The sequence below is a fragment of the Streptomyces fumanus genome (assembly GCF_014655295.1).
Lineage (GTDB): Bacteria > Actinomycetota > Actinomycetes > Streptomycetales > Streptomycetaceae > Streptomyces > Streptomyces fumanus.
Genome location: NZ_BNBI01000003.1, coordinates 279,828 through 301,001, shown reverse-complemented (window position 1 = coordinate 301,001; position 21,174 = coordinate 279,828). Strand labels below are relative to the sequence as shown.

19 protein-coding genes and 1 pseudogene are annotated in these 21,174 nt (G+C 64.5%); 17 read left to right on the top strand and 3 right to left on the bottom strand.

The annotated features are described in order from the left end of the window. The first annotated feature begins 63 nt into the window (after nucleotides 1-63). From IE316_RS08485 to IE316_RS08425, 14 genes and pseudogenes are all read left to right on the top strand, one after another. Entirely contained in the window at nucleotides 64-1,449 is a 1,386-nt protein-coding gene (locus IE316_RS08485; protein ID WP_190203538.1) for a condensation domain-containing protein, read from the top strand. A gap of 270 nt (nucleotides 1,450-1,719) precedes the next feature. After that, complete coding sequence (locus IE316_RS08480) at nucleotides 1,720-3,897, top strand: ATP-binding protein (protein ID WP_229910293.1); 2,178 nt, start codon at nucleotides 1,720-1,722, stop codon at nucleotides 3,895-3,897. Nucleotides 3,898-4,212: 315 nt separating this feature from the next. After that, complete coding sequence (locus IE316_RS08475; RefSeq protein WP_351055524.1) at nucleotides 4,213-5,490, top strand: MFS transporter; 1,278 nt, start codon at nucleotides 4,213-4,215, stop codon at nucleotides 5,488-5,490. Between the two features lie 10 nt (nucleotides 5,491-5,500). Next, complete coding sequence (locus IE316_RS08470; protein ID WP_190203535.1) at nucleotides 5,501-6,985, top strand: amidase; 1,485 nt, start codon at nucleotides 5,501-5,503, stop codon at nucleotides 6,983-6,985. After that, nucleotides 6,982-7,623, top strand: a complete 642-nt coding sequence (locus tag IE316_RS08465) for an HAD family hydrolase (RefSeq protein ID WP_190203534.1) — start codon at nucleotides 6,982-6,984, stop codon at nucleotides 7,621-7,623. Before IE316_RS08470 ends, IE316_RS08465 begins: the two co-directional genes overlap by 4 nt. A 113-nt stretch (nucleotides 7,624-7,736) precedes the next feature. Further along, nucleotides 7,737-7,854, top strand: a pseudogene (locus IE316_RS36380) (IS701 family transposase); the annotation flags it as partial. 560 nt (nucleotides 7,855-8,414) lie between these two features. After that, nucleotides 8,415-9,734, top strand: coding sequence for a TfuA-like protein (locus tag IE316_RS08460; RefSeq protein ID WP_229910276.1), 1,320 nt, complete (start codon nucleotides 8,415-8,417; stop codon nucleotides 9,732-9,734). A gap of 35 nt (nucleotides 9,735-9,769) precedes the next feature. Continuing rightward, nucleotides 9,770-10,888: a YcaO-like family protein gene (locus IE316_RS08455; RefSeq protein ID WP_190203532.1), complete on the top strand. Its 1,119-nt coding sequence runs from the start codon at nucleotides 9,770-9,772 to the stop codon at nucleotides 10,886-10,888. 42 nt (nucleotides 10,889-10,930) lie between these two features. Continuing rightward, nucleotides 10,931-11,218: a ubiquitin family protein gene (locus IE316_RS08450; protein WP_190203531.1), complete on the top strand. Its 288-nt coding sequence runs from the start codon at nucleotides 10,931-10,933 to the stop codon at nucleotides 11,216-11,218. 83 nt (nucleotides 11,219-11,301) lie between these two features. Continuing rightward, entirely contained in the window at nucleotides 11,302-11,574 is a 273-nt protein-coding gene (locus IE316_RS08445) for a hypothetical protein (protein ID WP_190203530.1), read from the top strand. A gap of 169 nt (nucleotides 11,575-11,743) precedes the next feature. Then, entirely contained in the window at nucleotides 11,744-12,757 is a 1,014-nt protein-coding gene (locus IE316_RS08440; RefSeq protein ID WP_190203529.1) for an MvdC/MvdD family ATP grasp protein, read from the top strand. Nucleotides 12,758-12,811: 54 nt separating this feature from the next. Next, nucleotides 12,812-14,785 carry an ABC transporter ATP-binding protein gene (locus tag IE316_RS08435; RefSeq protein ID WP_190203528.1) on the top strand — a complete coding sequence of 658 codons (1,974 nt, stop codon included), beginning with the start codon at nucleotides 12,812-12,814 and terminating at the stop codon, nucleotides 14,783-14,785. Between the two features lie 156 nt (nucleotides 14,786-14,941). Next, complete coding sequence (locus IE316_RS08430) at nucleotides 14,942-15,694, top strand: phytanoyl-CoA dioxygenase family protein (RefSeq protein ID WP_190203527.1); 753 nt, start codon at nucleotides 14,942-14,944, stop codon at nucleotides 15,692-15,694. Further along, the gene (locus IE316_RS08425; protein ID WP_190203526.1) at nucleotides 15,681-16,601 is read left to right on the top strand and encodes a response regulator transcription factor; all 921 of its coding nucleotides are present in this window, start codon (nucleotides 15,681-15,683) and stop codon (nucleotides 16,599-16,601) included. Before IE316_RS08430 ends, IE316_RS08425 begins: the two co-directional genes overlap by 14 nt. Nucleotides 16,602-16,904: 303 nt before the next feature. Here IE316_RS08425 and IE316_RS08420 read toward each other — a convergent pair whose 3' ends face one another. The 3 genes from IE316_RS08420 to IE316_RS08410 all read right to left on the bottom strand — a co-directional run bounded on the left by IE316_RS08420 (nucleotide 16,905) and on the right by IE316_RS08410 (nucleotide 18,480). Beyond that, entirely contained in the window at nucleotides 16,905-17,072 is a 168-nt protein-coding gene (locus IE316_RS08420) for a hypothetical protein (RefSeq protein WP_190203525.1), read from the bottom strand. After that, complete coding sequence (locus IE316_RS08415; RefSeq protein WP_190203524.1) at nucleotides 17,072-17,278, bottom strand: MbtH family protein; 207 nt, start codon at nucleotides 17,276-17,278, stop codon at nucleotides 17,072-17,074. The genes IE316_RS08420 and IE316_RS08415 overlap by 1 nt, the downstream gene beginning before the upstream one ends. Before the next feature lie 359 nt (nucleotides 17,279-17,637). Next, the gene (locus tag IE316_RS08410) at nucleotides 17,638-18,480 is read right to left on the bottom strand and encodes an AraC family transcriptional regulator (protein ID WP_190203523.1); all 843 of its coding nucleotides are present in this window, start codon (nucleotides 18,478-18,480) and stop codon (nucleotides 17,638-17,640) included. Between the two features lie 383 nt (nucleotides 18,481-18,863). On the opposite strand from IE316_RS08410, the gene IE316_RS08405 reads away from it, so the two are divergent. From IE316_RS08405 to IE316_RS08395, 3 genes are all read left to right on the top strand, one after another. Then, a complete protein-coding gene (locus tag IE316_RS08405) occupies nucleotides 18,864-19,007 on the top strand; it encodes a hypothetical protein (RefSeq protein ID WP_190203522.1) in 144 nt (47 codons plus the stop codon). Continuing rightward, on the top strand, nucleotides 19,004-20,332 hold the full coding sequence (locus IE316_RS08400; protein ID WP_190203521.1) for an MFS transporter: 1,329 nt from the start codon (nucleotides 19,004-19,006) through the stop codon (nucleotides 20,330-20,332). Before IE316_RS08405 ends, IE316_RS08400 begins: the two co-directional genes overlap by 4 nt. Nucleotides 20,333-20,413: 81 nt before the next feature. Continuing rightward, nucleotides 20,414-21,160, top strand: a complete 747-nt coding sequence (locus IE316_RS08395; RefSeq protein WP_190203520.1) for a vWA domain-containing protein — start codon at nucleotides 20,414-20,416, stop codon at nucleotides 21,158-21,160. The last annotated feature ends 14 nt before the right edge of the window (nucleotides 21,161-21,174 follow it).

The window sequence follows — 21,174 nt, the reverse complement described above, 5'->3', positions numbered from 1 at the left end:
CCAGCCGTCGGCCATGTCGAAAAGCCGGTCGGCCACATCAAGAAGCCGGATAGGAGTGATGTCGTGTCGCCAGTGTGGACGACTCCCGTCCAGGGACAGCAGCGCCTCTGGATCGCCGAGGAGATGGCCGCCGCGAGTGCTTACCATGTGTCGACCGGGCTGCGCATGCGGGGAGAGCTGGACGAACAAGCCCTGCTCAAGGCGATCCGTGGAACGGTCTCCCGGCACGAGTCGCTCCGCTGTGCATTGCGTCTCGACGACGACGGGCAGTTGTCCTGTGAGGTGCGGGAGCCGGACTCGTTCGCCGTGGAGGCGGTCGACCTGACCGGCACCGACGAGGCATCGGCCCGGTTGTCCGAGTTCTCGGTCGAGTTCTCGCGGCGGCGGTTCGATCTGGCGAGCGAGGTCCTGCGGATCGCACTGGTCAAGGTGGCCGAGGACGATCACGTGCTGCTGGTCGTCGGCCATCACGTCGTCTTCGACGACTGGTCGGTGTCCTTGTTCTTCCGGGAGCTGGAGATCGGCTACGCGGCCGCATGCCACGGCAGCGACCCTGACCGGTTGCTCCCGCCACTGGAGTTCGGCTATGCCGAACTCGCCGCCGAGGAGCAGGCAGCCATCGACAACAAGATCATCGAGAAGCAGACCGCGTACTGGGCGGACCAGCTCGCCGGCGCCCTGCCCTGCGAACTGCCCCTCGACCGGCTGCGGCCTGCCGTGCCGAGCGGACTGGGCGTCCGGCTGCACTTCTCCGTACCGCACTCGCTCGGGAAGCGTCTGGTGGAGGTCGGACGCGAGTACGGGGCCACCGGCTTCATGACCGCCGTCGCGGTCTTCCACGCCGTGCTCCGCCGCCGCACCGGGCGCGAGGACATCACCGTGGGCACCGTCGTCTCCGGACGCACCTCGCCCGAACGGGAGCGGCTGATCATCAACCTGGTGAACCTGCTCGCCATTCGATCACGGCTACCGGGGAAACCCCGGTTCGTCGACCTGCTGGGCGAAGTCCGCACCGCCGTGCTGGGTGCGTTCGCGCATCAGGAGGCGACGCTGAGCGACGCGCTCGGCCGTCTGCGGGCGGAGAACCCGGAGGGGAGACCCGCGGACCTCGGGATCCTCTTCGAGGTCCAGAACAACACCAACGCCCACATGGGTGCCTTCCTCGGCCTCACCGATGACGACCTGCCGGCCTTCGAGGGGTTGGCCACGTCCGCGTACCTCATCCCCGACATCAGGGTCAGGTTCGACCTGGAGATGCAGATCGTCGTCACCGGGCCGGGCCAGTTCGACGGGGTGCTGGTCTACTCACCGGAGGTGTTCGAGGAGGGCACGATGCGCGCGCTGATCGAGGAGTTCCAAGCGGTCGTCCGGGCGGTCGTGCGGGACCCGTTCATCGTGCTCGACGATGCGCAACTGCCGTCGGAGGAGTCACCGGCCTTGACGTGCTGATCCCGGAAGGCAGTCGAAGTGGCTCCTCATAGCGTGAACACGTGTGAGATGTGCAGTGCTCCCCTTCGAGAGAGCAGAACCCCGAAAGCGCCTCGTTCTCGCATCCGGTACTGCTCCAACGCATGTCGACAGCGCTCTTACCGGCAGAGACGGAAGTCCAGCGGACTGAACGCCCCGGACGGGGGAGCGCCGCTGATACAACTGAGCAGTTTTCTGGGCCGCGCGGACGAGACGGTCGAGGTAGGCCGACTGCTGCACCACGCGCTGTTGGTGACCCTGACCGGGCCGGCCGGAGTGGGAAAGTCCCGGCTGGCGCTGGAGATCGCGGGTCGGGCACGACGCGGCCGACGGTACGAGGCCGCCGTGGTGCGGCTTGGGCAGGTCACCGACGCCATCGAGCTTCGGCAACGCGTCATGAGAGCTCTCGACGGCCTGACCTCCGCCACGGCACAGCACGGCTCGGGCCGGGGCAGCTCGAGCCACCTGCTGGTCCTCGACGACTGCGAGCACATCCTCGACGAGTGCGGTCTGCTCCTGGGCCATCTGCTGCCCCGCCTCGGCCACCTCAAAGTCCTCGTCACCAGTCGTGAGCCATTGCGCCTCCCGGGCGAGGCCGTCTTCTCGGTGACCGCACTGGCCACACCCCAGGACGACGACCACGCGGCACTGGCAAGGTGCCTGCGCTCGGACGCGGTCCGCCTCTTCCTGGACCGGGCGCGCGCCGTGGCACCGGGCTTCCAACTGACGGAAGCCAACGCGGCCCAGATCGGCGAGATCTGCCGGCGGCTGGACGGCCTCCCGCTCCCCATAGAGATGGCCGCACGGCTCACAGGGGCCTTGCCGCTCTCCGAGATCGTGGCGAGGCTGGACGACCCCCTGTCGCTGCTGACGAGCGGGTGGCGCCTGGCCGATGACCGGCACCAGAGCCTCAGGGCAGCACTCGATTGGGGTTACGACCTGCTGAGCCCACCCGAGCAGTCCCTGTTCCGCAAACTGTCGGTGCTGCCCGGCGGGTTCGGAGCGGACGGAGCCGCCGCGCTGGTCGACCGCGCCGACGAGGTATCGGACGTGCCCGATCTGCTGGTCGCTCTCAGCACGAAGTCCCTCATCGTCCCGTGCCCGGAACAGAACGGCCCCGCCCGCTTCCGGTTGTTGGAGTGCTTACGGCACCACGGGCACGAGCGGCTGATCGCCGAGAAGGAGGACACCGAGGCGTACGAACGAATGACGGCCTGGCTGACAACGCTATCCGCCCCCTTGCAGGAGCAGGCCGTCGTGCACCCTTCCAAGCTGCGGCGACTGACCGAGGAGCGCGGCAATCTCGAGCACCTGCTTCGTCAGCCGGACGACGACACCGACGAACGGCGACAGCTCCTGGCCGGCGCGCTCGCCGCGGTCGAACTGAGCCGCGGGCCGTCGGAGAACGCCGTACAACTGGTGTCGAGCGTGGTGAACCGAACGCCGGAAGTGTCCCGGTACAGCAGCATCGCGCTGGAGGCAATGGCGGCTTTCGCGGCGTGGAGAGGCGACCTCGGCACGGCCCTCCGCCACGCCGGGCGGGCGGTGGAGGTGGAGCGCGGGTACGACCGTCCGCCGGTCCTCGGACGGCTGCTGCTCCAGCGGAGCGCCCTGCGCGCGATGGTGAGCGAGCGGGACGACGCGGTGGCGGATTTGACGGAGTGCCTCGAAATCAGTCACCACCTGCACGATGGGACGCTGACCGCCCTGTGCCGGAGCGGACTCGCCCGGTACCAGCTCCAGGACGGCGATCTGAGGTCCGCCGAGAAGGCGATCACCGGGGTACTGCCGCTGCTGCGAACCCGGATACCGCCACGGCAACTGCGGATGGCCCTGGAGACGGCCGGCATGCTTGCTCTGGAACAGGGTGACCTGTCAGCGGCGGAAGCGTATTTCGTCGAGTCGTTGCGCAGTTGCGCCGACCAGCCGCGCGAGGCCGTCGTGGCCATTGAGGGGTTGGGGGTCACCGCCGCACGTGCCCACGAGTTCGAGAAGGCGCTTCAGCTCATCGAGGCTGCCACGACGATCGGCGGCGGCACCACGTGGGGCGGGAACTGGTGGCGGGATCGCATTCGGACTGCCCGTGCCGCGGCGCTGAAGGCGCTGACGACCAGTCGGGTCGACGCGGCGATCACCGAGGGAAAGATGATGCGGCACCGGCACGTCCTGTCGATCGCGATGGGATCTGAAAGCAGCGGTGCGGCCACCGAGACTGCGCTGGACACCCCGCTGAGCCGGCGGGAGCAGGACGTGGTCACCTTGGTGGCTCAGGGGCTGAGCAACCGCCAGGTAGCGGCTCGGATGTATGTGTCGGAACGCACGGTGGAAACGCATCTCCGCCACATCCGGATCGCGCTCGGTCTGCGCTCCCGCGCCCATATCGCCGCGTGGGCCGCCGAACGACAGATCGCCACGGCGTCGATCGCCTGACGCGGCCCGCACCTGGGCAGTCCGCATTACACGACGCCGAACCGCAGAACCGTAAAGCAGCGCTATCGACCCCGCCGCTTCCTTGAGTGACATCGAGGACGCGGAAGCAATAATCGGCTCGTGCTCGGCAACCTTGGTCAACTGTGCCATCAGGCCCAGCCCTACCGTTGCCTTGCGGAGGCCGAAGCAAGGGGTCAGGCGTGATCCGGGTGCGAGGACGGGGAGAGCCATGTATGGGGACCTATTCACAGAGGACATACGCCCTGCCAGGTACAGATCAGAGCATTCCTATTGTGCTGACGCCGCACGGCCGTCATGGCTGCGGCGACGGCCGTTGCCCTTAGATCGGTCCTAGGGGTCATGCCGAAGGATTGCCGTGAGTTCACGGCAGATGACCAGGGCGACAGCCTGTCGACGGAAGCCGTGGCCCATCCGCACATTGCGCCGGGTGCTGCTCTTGGTGCATACGCACTGTGTCTCGTCCTAGGGGTCATGACTGCGTCCTTCGGAGCTTCTCTTCCTTTCCTGCAGGAGCGCTTTCACCTCCAGGGCAACGGGAGCCGCATCGTCACCTGGTACAACGGCGGCGCCCTAGCGGCAACCATGTTCCTGGGTGCGACAGGAAGGAGACTCGCCCCGCGCAGAGCCATTGCGGCGATGTTGCTGTGCTTCGTCTGTGGAGCAGCGGGTATGGCTCTCAGCTCCTCTTGGGAGACGTTCTCCGCTTTCGCCGCCGTCACGGGATGCGGGTACGGCGGCTTGGCCTTGTCGCTGAATACCGCGTTCGCCCGCGGGTTCGGATCAGAAAGCGTCGTGGCGGTGAGCCGCCTCAACGCCGTGTTCGGAGTGGGAACGATCTGTGGACCGCTGATCGCCGGAGGAATCGGCAGGTGGAACATCCAAGCCCTTCCACTGTCCGCCGCGCTACTGACGCTGCCCTGCATATCAGTGCTGCGTTGTGCCACTGCTTTGGAGATGCCGACTTCACGCTCTCATGCGGTTGACGGAGGAGCGAAGAAACGTCTGGGCCTCGGATTCCCGCTCATCGCCACATTCCTGTTCCTAGGTTTTCTCTACGCCGGGTTGGAGACCAGCATCGGAGCCTGGGTAACGACGCAGTTGAACTGGTCGGGCTGGAGCCCATCGGATGCAGCTTTGGGCGCTTCGGGTTTCTGGGCAGGTATGACCGTCGGGCGCTTCGTGCTGCCAAGTCTGACGCGCAGATGCGCTCCGCAGAACACACTCCCGTGCTATCTTGGAGCTGCCCTCGTATTCCTTGCCATGGCAGCGGTCCCGAGCCTAGGATTCTTGCCATATGCGCTCACGGGTCTGGTCATTGGGCCCGTATTTCCGACAGTAATCGCCTGGCTGACTCGAATCACCACGGTACCGCAACGCGCCAATTCCGTCTTCATGCTTGCCTGTACGGCAGGAAATACGGCAGTTCCGGCCGTCGTTGGAGTGGCCGTGCAGCCAGGGCAACCAGCGACAATCGCTCTCACTCTGGCATCGCTGTGCGCCGCCTGCTTCGGCGCGGCCCTCGCCATCCGGCGCACCAGCCAAGCGGCCAGCCTCCTCAGTCCTCATCCGTGAAAGGAAGAGCATGCAAGAGATCGCTAACTTGTCAGCGATAGAGATGGCCCGCCTGGTCCGCGCTCGCGAACTCTCTCCTGTCGAGTTGGTCCGTGACTCACTTGATCGCATCGAGCAGCGCAACAAATCGGTCAACGCTTTCGTGACCGTCTGCGCCGGCCAGGCGCTGGAGGCGGCTGAGCGGGCAGAACGCGCTGTTCTCGCCGGTGAGACCACGGGCCCGCTCCACGGTGTGCCCATCGGGGTCAAGGACCTCGATGCGGTAGCCGGCATCCCGGTCACCCGCGGCTCCCGCGTCTTCGCTGACCGGATCGCGAAGGACACCGTTCTGAGTGTCGCCCGGCTTCAGCGGGCCGGGGCGATCGTGGTCGGCAAGACGAATACCTCTGAGTTCGGCTACAAGGCCGTCACTGACAACACGTTGTTCGGACCGACATCCACGCCTTTCAACCTGGCGATGAACGCGGGCGGTTCGTCGGGAGGCAGCGCGGCTGCCGTCGCCGAGGGGCTCGTACCGCTCGCCCACGGTTCGGACGGAGGTGGTTCACTTCGCATCCCCGCGGCCTTCTGTGGTGTGTTCACCATGATGACGACGTTCGGAAGGGTCGCGGTGCCGGCGCGGCCCAACGCCTTCCGCAGGTACAGCCCTCAGGTGTGCCACGGAGTCCTGAGCCGTTCCGTGGCGGACTGCGCCGTGGCACTGGACGCCATGTCAGGCGGCGACCCACGCGACCCGTACTCCTTCACGCCTCAGGACGAACTCACCGGCGGGTTGACACGCTCGTTGAGCGGCAAGCGCATTGCCTACGTGCCCGACCTGGGCGGGTATCCCGTCGAGCCCGAAGTGGAGCGCGTCGCCAGGGCCGCCCTTCCGGCGCTGGCCGAAGCAGGGGCCAAGGTCGTCGAGGCGGACTTTCAGCTCCCGGTCCCGCACGGAGAGATCACAGCGATGTGGCGCAGGTTCCTGTCCGTGTGTCATGCGGAGTCCGCGGAGTTCTCCCGCCGCCAGGGCACGAACATGGTTGATGACTTTCGTGGGGTGGTGGACGACGGATACATTGAGAGTGTGATGGCGGGAGGAAAACTGTCCGCCCTCGATCTCCGCATGACAGAGATTATGCGCACTCAAGTCCTCGATGCCTTCACAGACTTGTTCGAGAGTTACGACCTCGTCGTCAGCCCGGTGAACGGCGTGACAGGAATACCCAATGCGAGCAACCGGACTACTGTTGGGCCACGAGAGGTTGCCGGGCAGCCCGTCGACCCTGTGGTTGGCTGGTCACTCACGGTTCCGTTCAACCTGATAGGAAGCCCTGCCGCCAGCGTCCCGGCCGGACGTTCCGGGAACGGCGTACCGGTCGGCCTGCAGATCGTCGGTCCGAGATTTCATGATGTGGACGTCATCGCCGCTTGCGCGGCCTTTGAGCGGCAGCGCCCGTGGCACGATGAATATCTCGCTCTCGACGGCCTCCGGGGCGAGGAGGCGCAGTCATGACGCACGCGGCCCTGTTTGACATGGACGGAACCTTGGTGGACACCGAGGCACGTAGCCGCGCAGCCTGGACCCTGCTGTTCGAGGCGCATGGCGTCCCTTACGACGAGTCGCTGCTCCTCACCTTTTCCGGTAGGAGAGGTCAGGAGGTCCTGGGTGAACATCTCCACCTGTTCCCGGGCGGGACAGTGGAGGAACTGTATGCCGAGGCCGTGAGTTACTACTCCTCCCCGGCCCTTCCACCGATCGCCCCAGTTCCAGGCGCCGTGGAACTGGTCCGACTCCTGCACAGCGAAGGAGTTCGGATGGCCGTCGTCTCTTCTGGGCGTCGCCGGGACATCGAGCCGACCCTGCACCAACTGGCGATGCACGACATGTTCGAACTCATCGTGGCAGCGGAGGATGTGCGGCATGGCAAACCGCACCCGGAAGGCTACCTCTCCGCCAGTCGGCGGTTGGACGTTCCACCCAGCCAGGCGGTCGTATTCGAGGACTCGCCGGCCGGAGTTACCGCGGCCAAAGCTGCCGGCGCACGCTGCATCGGCGTGGCTACCTCTCAACCGCCCCAGGCCCTGCTGCATGCCGATTACACGGTGACAGACCTCACCGAGGTGAGTTGGCCGCTGATGTTCCCCGCGTAATGGTCCAGCCGGAGTCCTGGGCGGTGAGGAGTGTAGCGGGGCTTGGACAGTACTGGGAGGACTGTTCCCGCGGACCGGAGCCCGCTTCGTCCGGGTGACATCCCGGCGGCCCCCAGATCGGCGTCCTCGCCGCCCGGGCCGCCACTCGCGGCCACGCCCTGGTCGACCGCAAGCCTCACCCCCGAGTCCTGGACCGTGGACCGGAAACGCTGCCGAGCGACCCGTATCCCCGCATGAGCACATCTCTTCGCCGCCGAGGGCGAACTGGTCCGCGACATGGTCCGGTGCGTCTCGGCCTCCCCGCCCCCATGGCCTGGGGGCGGGGATGTCTTCTGCACGGGGATCACCGCGAGGAAACAGCCCACGCAGCGGCGGACCCGTACTGGTCCAGGCCGCACCCCAGTGGAGCGCAGGCAAGGCAAAAGGCGATCTCGTCGGGCCTGTTGATGCCGCGGTGGGCCCAGTCACAGAAACGTTCGCCTCTGACTCCCGGACTCGCCGGCAGACGCTGCCATACCTCGGATGGGGCCTGACCTGCTGTGACTCGGGGACGGCGACACGTAGGAGGCTCGGCAGGAAGCGTCGGAAGTGCGATTCCTGCCCGTAGGGGGAAGGCGCTGTCCCCGATGCCGTGGGGTGCACCGCAACATCGGGCACGGACCGCGCAATCTTGAGCAGACTCTCTCGTTCCGCTTTCGTTAAACTCTCTACCGTAAGCCTCGCCCTTTCTCACGGTAGCAGTCAGCAATAAGGGCTGGTGCCTCGGCGTAACGCTGAAAGAGTGATGACCGATGGCAGACGGCAAGATTCATGTCTACGTTGGCCCTACGTGTCCGAGAGACGAGATACTTCGACACTGTCCAGACGTGGTGATACACCCACCCGTTGCCCACGGAGACTTTTTCTCGGCAAGCATCGAATCCGGAGATGTGGCGGTTGTCGTCGACGGGTTCTACCACCACAAGTTGGGCCTACGACACAAAGAATACTTATACGCACTGGACCGAGGCGTGACCGTGATCGGCGCGGCGAGTATCGGTGCTCTACGAGCTTTGGAACTGAGCGCCTTCGGGATGCGAGGCATCGGAGCCGTCTACGATCTCTATCTTTCCGGTGTGTTCGACGGCGACGATGCGGTGGCAGTGGCCCACGAAGAAGAAGCGCCGTACTCGAGCCTGAGCGTTCCTCTCGTGAACCTGTACACCGCGGTACAGGTCGCCAGCACAACTGGAGTCGTGCGGGAGACGGACATCGGCGACATCATCTCGGTCCTTCGTTCCGAGTACTACGCTTCTCGAACGCAGGCTCGTGTCCTTGAGCTCTTGCGGGCCGGCTGGCCCGAGCTGGCGGAATGGTACGAGCGACGCACGGCTGAAGATCCGCACGTTTTCGATCAGAAGCGCAGGGACTGTCTTGCTGCCGTGGAGCTAGCGCATCGCCTGGTCACCGCCGAAGCCACCGGAGCCGTCGGACGGGTGACGGGAGCGCGGGGCTCTGGCTGGAAGACGTTGTTCCTTCGCTCCTGGAGCAACCACTTCGTCGGAATGACCGGGGACCCGCCGCTGAGTCAGCGTCTCGCGTACCAGCAGATCTTCAATCCCCACTACGCGCGGGTCTGGGAGCGGTACCTGGAGGAGACCTACCGACGTGACCATGGGGGTTCGAGCGAGATGCTTACGCACAGTTTCTCGGACTGCCTGGCCAAGCGAATCGGTGTGACTGGATTCCCAGATTCGGGGGCAAGTGAGGGAAAAAGCTGGCTGTACGACTTCATTTGCCCGATGCCCGATCTGAGCGATCCGTTCGAAGTAGAGTTACTGCTGAGCTCGGAGAAATCTTCGGATATCGAGACCGTTGCCTGGCACCTGCGCCAGATGAACGAATTCAGCGGCAGGAGCCAGGGGAGTGTGCGCCAGAAGGACCCGAGCGTGCTCTCCAAAGAGGCCAGTAAGATCCTACTGTGCAGTATATGGGGTATACCGCCCGACGCGTTGTCGCGCGAGTACCGGAGTCGTGGTATTCCAAACATTGCGACGGCGGTTCGGATCCTTCAGCCGTTCGTCATCGGTGCCATCAAGGAGCAGACGCATCTGCGAGTGGAATCGGTATGACCAGGAAAATCGTTCTCAGTGGTACGCATCGCGCCATGACGGCCGAAGAGACCTGGTCGCGTATCGAACCACTTTTGAAGGGGTTCGGTATCACCCGTGTCGCGGACGTGACACATTTGGATCATATCGGTATTCCTGTGATGGTCGCGGTTCGTCCCCTGTCGGAGACTTACGGCACCTCCCAAGGAAAGGGAACCACCCCGCTCCTGGCCCGAATATCCGCAGCAATGGAATCGATTGAACTATGGCATGCGGAGAACTTTGACTTTGTTCAGTTCGAAGCGACTGCACGCGACCTCGCATTGCCCTACCCCATGCGGGCCCTGAGTGTGCCGGCCTTCAAGCAGCCACTCGACCACGTGCGGCTCGGCTGGACTCACGGCCGAACGGTGACGGGGGGTGATCCAGTGCCGCTTCCGGTCCAGTTGCTCCGCATGTCGTTCGTTGGCAGCAGCTTCTGGGAACCTCGTATATTCAGGATAACGTCCAACGGCCTCGCGTCAGGTAACACCTTCGTGGAGGCGTGCCTTCACGGCATCTACGAGGTGGTCGAACGCCATGCGTTAGCCGGCCTCAACCCCACCGGAGTGGACTCCCGGGTACCGATCGATCTGTCCACGGTTCACGATGCGCACCTTGTGTCACTGCTTGACAAGTTGGCGGGTGCAGGCACCCAGTGCGAGGTTGCCATGATCCGCAATGATCTGTCGATTCCCGTCTTTGTAGCGTTCATCTGGTCCCCTCTCTACCCGCTTGTCGCGGCGGGTTCCGGTGCTCATATGGACGTCACGGTCGCGATGAGCCGTGCGATTACCGAGGCGGCCCAGACGCGTCTCACCAGAATCGCCACCACTCGGGACAATCTGCCGTCCGACTACCAACCGCCTCATCTTCTTGACCCCGCACTGTCTGCGGTCACAGGGCTGCCCTTCTCCGAGGTGACCGAGGGGTACGGCGCATTCCACGACGACCTCGACACAGAACTGCAAGAGGTCGCCGGACGGGTCGAGAGGCTCACAGGAATGCCGCCGATCGTGGCCGACATGTCCACTGAGCCTGATGTCTTCTCAGTGGTCAGGGTGGTTTGCCCCGGTCTCGATTACAAATATGGGAACAGTATTCCAAGATTGATTCCCTCCGAGGTCTCAGCCTGAGCGGGCGACGTTCACGCGACGTCCATCACGTACATATACGAGGTGATCAACGTGGATGAAATCCATGTCTCCCTACCCTCGTCTTTGGCGCAGTTCACTGGGGGTGCACGGTATTTCTCGGTACCTGCAGGAACGATACGGCAGGTGCTGGAAAACATGCACGACATGTTTCCCCTCCTCATTGGGCGCATCGTCGATGAGAAGTTTCAGCCCTTACCTTTCGTCCGTGTCTACGTCAGCGGCGAAGACATATGCAGCCCGAGTCGAGTGGACTCCGCTGTTGCGCCCGGTAGCACGGTAATGATCCTGGCCGCCGTAGCTGGTGGCTGAAGTGCGACGAAGGGACTGCCTAACGAGATCAGCCAGAATGCATGTGCCCGAATCCAAGAGCATAGAAGCGAAGAAGGAGACTCATGACAACCGCAACCACACCGCAGGTCATGGCCGGCCATCTGCTGAGTGAAGTAGAGCCGATCAACGGCACCATGGACGTCCTCGCAGACCCGGACGCGCGGCGCCAGCTCGACCAGCTCATCGAGTACCTCGTGGACCCGGAGCCGAAGGAGAGCTTCGTAACGGTCGGCATGTCCACCCAGACCAACACGGGGACGAGCACGGGCCCTTCGAGCACCAACACGATTCCTGACACGGACAGCGACACCGAGTGGCAGTGGGACGACGAGTGATGTAGGCGTCCGGGACACATCCTGACGCGACCTCGTGCACCCGGTGATTCCGCCGTGTGCGGCATTTAGAGGTCTACTGAATCGGGGCGGGTCTCCGTAGCGTCCGGCGGCTCGCCCCGATTCGCATTCCGGCAGCCATGTATGTCGACGAAGAGATAAGGAAAATTCTATGGGAAACGCAACGATCCTGATCGTCACGGCCCGATGGGACACGACAGCCTACGCTGCGGCGGAAATCCTTCGCAGGAAGGGCCGGGAGTCGGTTTTCTTCTATCCTGAGGACATTCCACAGCGCGCGCAGATCGAGTCGGTGTTCCGTAAGGGAAAGTGGTCCACCAGGCTGCACACCGAGGGCGGAACGATCGACCTCGAAGACATCAAGGCCGTTTGGTGGCGGAAACCCTACACCTCCCGCCCGTCCAAGTCACTTTCCCGGGTTCAGTACCCGTACGCCAGGCGGGAGAGTGAGTACGCCATGCGGGGAATGTGGGAGTTGCTTCTCAGTAATCCCGACATCTATTGGATGAGTAACCCGCACAACATTCGTCGAGCCGCCAACAAGATGGTGCAGATGGTCAAGGGCGCCGATCTCGGGCTCACTTCGCCGAAGACCATCATCACCAACAACCCCGACGACGTGCGGAACTTCTATGACGAGTGCTCCCAGAAGATCGTATTCAAGTCGATGACTGGGCCATTCCTGCTGCCCGGCGAGGTGGAGGACGAGTACACGCCCGAGACTTTTGTACCCGGACTGCCTCTCGTCCGGCCGTTCACCGACGAGGACATGAAGCACGTCGACAGCGTGCGGGAGAGTGCCTGCATGTTCCAGGAGTTCGTAGAGAAGAAGCACGAGTTGCGAGTCACCGTGTTCGAGGACCAGATTTTTACCTGCAAAATCGAGTCCCAGAAAAGTGATCTCACCCGCTTCGACTGGCGCCGGCAGGACTCGTTGCCGCACGCGACCGTGGGCGAACTCCCCGATTCCATAGCGAACGCGTGTCTCAAGATGCTGGATGACTTCGGCCTGCGCTTCGGGGCATTCGACTTCATCGTCACACCCGACGACGAGCACATTTTTCTCGAAGTGAACCCGAATGGTCAGTGGTTGTTCGTCCAGGAATGGGTGCCGCAACTACGCCTGATGCAGAGCTTCGTCGACATCATGGCGCGGAACTCCTGATGGAGGTCCCCTAGCTGCTTCACTCACCTCTCCACCTGACGCAACGAGGTAGCCGTGCGGATCCACAAAAAGCCCGGAACTTCCTCTTCCGAGTATTTTCTATTCGGCGGCCCTCTGCTCTACGTCGACGGTTCGAGCACTCACGGCGGCGCCTTCGCCCGGCTCGGCCTGTGGTCGGTGGTGCGATCCCTGCCTCCGATCGTCCGCACCACCATCCGGTTCGCGCGAGAAGCTGACCGGGCAGCGGTGCGGGTAGTCGCCGGAGCGGAGATCGGACGCGGGCTCGTGCAGGCCATCGGCCTGATCGCGGTCAACGCTTCTCTCGCATCTGTACTGGCCGAGGCCGACGTGACCGACCGCCTCCGTCAGGCCCTTCCGCCACTCATTCTGGTCGCCGTCACCGCCGTACTGGGCGCTGTGCTTGCCGCGGCCTCGACCTACGGCTCAGGGCGACTCGAACCCAAGGTGGAACGGGTCGCCACCGAGCAGTATCTGGCGTGTGCCGCTCAGGTGGAATTGGCCGCGCTCGAAGACGACGGGTTCCGGCGGCTTCTCGACACCGCCCAGTACGGGGCGAACGCCGCCCGTCGGATGGTGAGCCACTGCACGAGTGCAATCACCACGCTGCTCTCCATGGTCGCCGCCGCGAGCGTACTGACTGTGCTGCACCCGGTCCTGCTGCCGTTGCTGGCTCTGATGGCCGTGCCACGCATGTGGGGGACGCTGATCACCGCCCGCCGGCGGTACGAGAGCTTCCGTACCTGGGTGCAGCACACGCGCGCCGGCCGTCTTCTCAGCACCGAACTCACTGCCGTGGAAGCCGCGCCGGAGATTCGCGTCCACCAGGTGGGGCCTTTCCTGCTCAAGCACTTCCGTAACATGTCCGCCAGCTCCGAGGCCGAACAGACCCGGTTGGCCACTCTGGACGCGCGCACCGGGTTGTGGGCGGCGGCTTTGACCGGGCTGGCCTCCGCCACCGCCTATGTCACCTTGGGTGCCCTTGCTTGGTTCGGCGCTATGGCACTGTCGGTGGTGGGCACCGCCGTGCTCGCCCTACGCACCACCACAGCCGGCCTCGGCCGTATGGTGCAGTCGATCAACAGTCTCTACGACGAGAGCCTGTTCGTCGGCGACCTCGAACGCCTGCGTGTTCACGCCGCCGACTGGGCGATACCGGTCGGCGGCCTGGATGTGCCGAAACACCCCCGTCACATCAGATTCGACCAGGTGACCTTCCGCTATCCCGGGACCGATCCGCAGGCACGCCCGGCTCTTGACGACGTGTCCCTCACTATCCCGACAGGGCGGATCACCGCCCTGGTCGGTGAGAACGGTTCAGGCAAGTCCACCCTGGTGAAACTGATTGCCGGGCTTTACCTGCCGGACACAGGCAGCGTCTTCTGGGACAGTGTGCCCACCTGCCGGGCCGATCGGCAGCAGGTGTTCAGCCGGATCGCGATGGTGGCCCAGGACTTCAAGCGCTGGCCCTTCACCGCTCGCGTCAACGTAGTCATCGGCGACGCAAGCGTCTCCGGCGGCGAGAGCCGGCTCAACGCTGCCGCCGACCGGGCGGGGGCAAGCCCTGTGATCGCGGGTCTCCCCAAGGGTTGGGAAACTCTGCTGGCCCGCGGGTATCAGGGAGGCCACCAACTGAGCGGCGGCCAGTGGCAGCGCCTGGGCATCGCCCGAGCCCACTACCGGGACGCACCGGTCCTCATCGTCGACGAACCTACCGCCGCCCTTGACGCCCGTGAAGAACAACGGGTGTTCGACCAGATCCGAGAACTGGCAGCGGGAGGACAGACCGTCATCCTGATCACTCATCGAATGGCGTCAGTGCGCCACGCAGATCATGTACACGTGCTCGACCAGGGCCGCCTGGTCGAATCCGGCACGCCAGGGGAGCTGCTGGGTCGGCCTCAGGGGTACTTCCGGGGCCTGTACGAGATCCAGGCCGCCCAGTTCGACCGGGCGGCCGGCGCTACGCGAAGGACGGACACAGATCCGCTCGAAGCCCGCGGTCACTGACGTGACCTGCCCTTCAGCCGCGAGCCGCGGCGGACTTGACGATGCAGGGAAGTGCAGCGGGGCCCACCATGGGCGCCACTCGCAAGGATCGGCTGCCGGAACTGTTGAGCGTGAAACGAAACGTACTGTCCAGGTCGGGAACAGGAGAGCCTTCGCATGGTGCACATTACCGACAGTATGAGGAAGTCATTCCTGGCAAACGGGTTCGTTGTAGTTCCTGATGTCGTAACCGGTGAACATCTGCGGCGGGGTATTGAACTGTTCGATGACGAACTGAGGGAGAATCCCGTCCCGGAATCCTATATAGGAAGCCACAGCTTCAATCCGCCCTGCGGGCGGCGGGGGGATGCCTTTATCGAGTTCTATCGGGCTGTGGGCATCAAGAGCCTGGTGGATCAGCTCCTCGGCCCCGAGTTCTTTTCCCTTTTTCCACCGCCGCCACAGCTCATTACGACCGTACCGCACACTTTGGACGTCCCTGCTCATTATCCGCACATTGACGGGCTCGACCCTAATCGGGAGGCGAAGCCTGTACCCTTTTCAATTCAGGTCGGTATTTGGTTGACCGACTTCAGAGGTACGGGTATGGGCAACCTGGTCGTGTGGCCCGGATCCCATCTGATCCTCGGCGATCACCTGGCAGTGCATGGGGTGCGGGCTGTGTACAACTATCCTGCTGGAAGTGCACCGTATCCGCGGGATGTGCCCCTGGGGGAGCCTGTTGAGGTAAGAGGAGCCGCAGGCAGCGTAGTGTTCTCCCACTACCTTCTTGCTCACACTTCCGGGCGCGCCATTCCGGCAACGCCAGAGACGGCTTGGCGGAAGACGATGTACTACCGAGTGGTAACCGAATCACTCGAGAAGGATCCGGACATCGTACTGAAAAACCCGCTGCATGAGTTCACCTGACATTACTGTCACGCGGCGTCAGGGCTCGGCACGCGATCGTCTCGCGTTGTGTGGGCCAGTTCCGGTGGCCCATCAAGAGCTGCCGTTACAAAAAGCAATGGAGACATCGACCGCCAGAAAGTTGCCTCTATACATGCTTGAGCGGCGATCAATGGAATGGAATTCACTCAGTCCGATTCGTGTTGTCATCGCCGATCCGCATGAATTCGCGCGGATCGGGATAAGGGCCCTCCTGGAGCGCGAGGACCACATCAGCATCGTGGCTGAAGCTCAGACCGGTGAGGAACTGCTGGATGCCGTTACGGAAGAGAAACCGCATGTTGCACTCGTCGACTACGGCAGCCTGACGCGCGACTTGCTTTCACTCAGCCGGACACGCACGGGACGGGGACAGCACGGCGCAGTGATCGTCATGGTGGACGGATTCTCCGAAGATGCAGCCGTCCAGTCGATGCGGGCCGGCGCTCGGGGGTGCGTGTTCAAGAACTCACAGGCATGGGTGCTCAGGACAGCCGTTACCGCTGCGGCTGAGGGCGATGCCTTCCTGGACCCGGCGCTCTTACGGCAGCTCTTCGAGAGGTACACTTTTCTGCCCGTCCATGACCCCACGTCGCCGCCGGAAGAACTCGCGGAGCTGAATGAGCGCGAGTTGCAGGTGACCGCATATATCGGCAGCGGTCTCTCGAACCGAGAAATCTCCCGAAAACTCGACATGTCCGAGAATACGGTAAAATCCTACGTTTCCCGTATCATGACCAAACTCGGCTTGAGGAACAGAGTGGAGGTGGCGTTGTTTGCCTACCGCCTCGGCTTCATATCGAGCCCGGAGCGTGAATCGCGCAGCGTCAGAGACTCCCTGCGAACAGAAAAAGCGAGTAACGGAGACCGCGGAAAGAATTTCGGCTGAGCCAGTTGAGCCGGATGCGTGTGGGTGAGGGTCGTGTCGCCCTGAACCAACCTGCAGGTGCAGGCCCCCCGCCTCGGCAGGCCCTGGAGCGTCAGGCAGGCATCCGGGTTTTCGGGTCGAGCTGTCGCAGGGTGAGTGATGCCTGAGCGGCGGCTGTGCGTCGCCAAAGATGCTTCGCTCATTGGGTGCTGGCCCCCCGGCCAGCCAGCGCATCGGATAAGCGCCATTACAGGTGGGCGCTCGGCAGATCGGCCTAGCGGAACGCCCCGCGGTGTACGTCCGACAGCCCGCGCTGATCGGCTGTCAGGAGTGTGTACCCTCGCCGTCGCGCAGCGCGGTGACCATCACGTCCAGCGGCGGGCGGGACGTGGGGCCGCAGTTGCCGTGTATCGCCATGTCGGCTCGCGGCAGGGAGGCCCCGCTGCCCGCGAACGGCACACAGACCAGCGACAGCCCGGCAGCCGCAGGCATCAGCCCTCCATCGCCTCGATCAGGCTCTTGGGGCGCATGTCGGTCCAGTTCCGTTCGACGTAGGCCAAGCAGGCGTCCCGGGTGTCGCGGTCGTGCGCCACCGTCCAGCCGTCCGGGACGTCGGCGAAGGAAGGCCAGAGGGAGTGCTGGCCTTCGTCATTGACCAGTACGAGGAACTCCCCGTCCGGATCGTCGAAAGGGTTCACGTGTGTCTCCTCAGCCTCGCCGCGTCGGCCATTCCGTGATCAGCATGCCGCAGCCCCGATGCCGGTTCCTCTGGGTTCTCCGCCGTTACGGGACATCGGGGCGCGCGCTCGTAACGCGGGCCGTCGCTCATGCGCCGCGGCCGGATCCGCTGCGGCAGTCGAACGGTGGAACGGCGTATTCGTGCGTGGATCGAGGGCGGACCGTGCATCAACCCGGCCGACCCGATGCTCTACGCCGGCACGGACTACCCGGCGACAGGCAGGGGGCCGGCAAAGTCCCCCCGATCGCTTGGACGCGCTCGCCAGCGAGCCGGTGACTCCTGGTCCGTCACTGGATACGCGATCGGTACGCTTGTGAGTCACCCACGCTGCCCGCGCTGCCGGTACTGCGATGGTGAGCACCCCACGTGCCTGCGGAACACGCGGGCGAAATTCTCCGCGTTGGGGAAGCCGCAGCGCCTGCCGACTTGGGATATCGTCTCACTGTCTACTGCGAGCAGATGACGTGCTGCATCGATGCGTAATTCTGTCAGGTAGCGCATAGGTGTCTTTCCCGTGCTGGTGGAGAATCGGCGTAAGAAGTGGTATCGGCTGATGCTCGCTTCCTTGGCCAGTTGATCGAGCGTGATGTTCGACGCCAAGTTCTCCTCCATGTATGTGGTCACTGCGAGCAGTTGTTCCGGGCTAAGACCTCCCGCACTGGGCGATGCACGGTGACGCGGGTGGAGCAAATATGCTGCCAGGTAGCGGGCTGCGCTGGCCGCGTAATGGTCACCTGCACCCGTCGTCCGGGCGTGCAGCATTTCCGTCATAATCGACGCGACGTGCGGTTCGAAGGCGCGTAACGTGTGCAATGTGGACAGGTCACGCACAGTGGTGGTGGGTTGTGCATCCCTGGCGTGCCGAAGGATCTCCGCAGGCATCTGGATATATGCGACTTCTAATGGCAGGCGCTCTCTCGGTGCGCGAGTAAGCCGGACCGGGTTGTTGGGCACGATCCGGCAGATATCTCCAGCCATGAGCGTGGTGCGTCGTCGGCCGGAGTCGTCTCGACCTTCGATCTGGCACGAGCCCCGCAGTGGAGTCACAATGGCGAACCAGTCTTTCGACATTTGATACGTCAAGGTGTCGTTTTCCTCGCGAGCGATTTGTTTTTCCGCCATCAGTGTTTGCCAGGACAGGGTACGGTGCAGATCGGTCATGTGCTTTCCTCTACGCCAATTCCGCGACCGGGGGGCCGTGATCTGTGAGAAAGCTATGAATTCGACGGCCCGAAAGCATCACCCTCCGGTGGACACCTGCGTGTAGCTCGCACGGGGGACTGACCCCACGGGCGGCTCGGCGGGGCTTCGGAGGTCCTGCACGTGATTGCGCCAGTTCGGAGGGAGGGAATCAGGACAGCCGCAACGGTGTGTTCGTGCTTCGTTACATGAAGCGTGTGTTCGTGTTCACCTACGTGCGAGGTCCCTTCACGAGTGCCTCTTTGCGAAGAACCCTTTGCGGTCTACCGTGTGACGCATGGCTGATGCAGTGGGCAGCCCGGTGCGGCCGGACGACGGCCTGCACATGGCGGAACACCTTCGCCATGAGCGACTGGACCTCGCGGCTCACGCGCGAGGAAGCCGGACGGGTCACCGTGATCACGCAGATCCTGTCCGAACCGGATGCGTTCGCCGCGTCATCGCTTCCTTCCGGCCCTCAGGAAGAGAAAGGGAGCCCGATGTCATGAGCGATGACGCCACGGGGGCCGGTGGCATACCCGGCAGAAGGTCCTTACGGCCGCTGGGCGGGGTGCTGGCGGCCATGGCCGTGTCGCTGACCGGCACTCGGATCTCCGTAGTGGCACTGCCCTGGTTCGTCCTCGTCACCACCGGCAGCGCCACCCTGACCGGACTGGTCGCCTTCTGTGAGATGACTCCCTACGTGGTGGTCAAGGCGTTCACCGGGCCGCTGGTGGACCGGATCGGCCCGCGGGCCGTTTCCTGGACCACCGATCTGGCCAGTGCGACCGCCGCCGTCGCGGTTCCTCTGTCCCACGCCCTGGACCTGCTGTCCTTTCCCTTTCTGCTGGTGTTGGTCGCGTTGATCGGCGCGGCCCGGGGGCCCGGTGACCTGGCGAAGGAGGTGATGGTCCCGGAGGCGGCCGAGCGCGGCCGGGTGCCTCTGGAGCGGGCCACCGGTCTGGCCGGTGTGACCGAGCGGCTCGCCTCCACCGTTGGCCTGGCGGTCGGCGGATCCTTGGTGGCGCTGCTCGGTCCCCTGACCGGACTCGCAGTCAACGCGGGCTGCTTCGCCCTCGGTTCTGTGATCATCAAGATCGTCCTGCCGCGCGGCATGGGGTACGCGACCGAGGAAGTCCCCTCGTCGGCCGGGGGAACGGAACCGGGTTACTGGCGGCGGTTCGGCGAGGGCTTCACCTTCCTGCGCGGCGAGCCGCTGCTGTTCACCGTCATCGTCATGGTCGCCATCACCAATCTGCTGGACGCGGCGTTCAACTCGGTGCTCGTACCCGTCTGGGCCAGGGAGTCCGGCATCGGGCCGACCGCGATCGGCCTGACAGGCGGTGTGATGGGGGCCGCAGCGGTCGGCGGGAGCCTGATCGCCGCAGTGGTCGCGCACCGGCTGCGGCGGCGGCTGGTGGTTCTCACCGGGTTCCTCGTGCTCGGGGCACCGAGGTTCCTGATCCTCGCCCTCGACGCCCCGTTGGCGGTGGTACTGGCCGTCATCGCGGTCGGTGGGCTCGGTGCCGGCTTCATCAACCCGGTGCTGGGGGCCGTCCTCGTCGAGCGCGTGCCGCGCCGGATGCTGGGCCGGGTCAACGCGCTCGGTGACTCGCTGGCCTGGGCCGGCATTCCGCTCGGCGGACTGATCGCCGGAGCGGCGGTGACCGCAGTCGGACTCGTGCCGGTGCTGCTCGCCGGCGCCGCCGCGTACTTCCTCACCACGAACCTGGCTGGACTGCGGCCGGAATGGCGGGAGATGGACCGTACGCGTGGGCGGGGTGCCATGAAGCCGCAACCGAAGGAGGACGCCGCGCGGGGCACAGCGTCGTAATGGTGCGCGTCCGATCCAATCCGTTCGCATCGAATCGGTGAATGCCGCTCGTATCCAGCGGCGGGACGCCACTCTGGACGCATGATTTCCACGGACGGCGGTGACGGCGCCGCGGCCATCAGCCTGACCAAGGTGCTGGAGAAGGCTCCCGATCTGGTGAGCCTGTACAAGACAGCGGGCGCCAGTGTGCGCAGGCACGGGCTGGAGGATGTGCGGGCCGCGGTGTACCTCGTACTGGACCGCTCCGGATCCATGCGCCCGTACTACCGGAACGGCACCATGCAGTACCTGGCCGAACGGGTGCTGTCACTGTCGGCCCACCTCGATGACGACGGCACCGTTCCGGTGGTCTTCTTCTCCACCGACGTCGACGGCTCGACGGATCTGACGCTGGGCAGGCACCGGAGGCGTATCGACAAGCTGCACCAGAACCTCGGTCACATGGGGCGCACCAACTACCACTGGGCCATGGACGCGGTCATCGACCACTACATGGAGTCCGGCTGCCGGTGCCCCGCACTGGTCGTCTTCCAGACGGACGGCGGCCCCACCAGCAAGGCCGCCGCCGAGCGCTACCTCTGCAAGGCCGCCCGTCTTCCGTTGTTCTGGCAGTTCATCGGCTTCGGCGACCCCGACGACAACGAGTTCGCGTTCCTGCGGAAGCTGGACACACTCGCCGTCCCCTCGCACCGTGCCGTCGACAACGCGGGCTTCTTCCACGCCGGACGCAATCCGCGGGCCATCCCGGACCATCGGCTCTACGACCAGCTCCTCGGGGAGTTTCCCGACTGGCTGGCCGCCGCACGGAGCGCGGGCATTCTGTCGTGAGGCGCGCTGGGCCG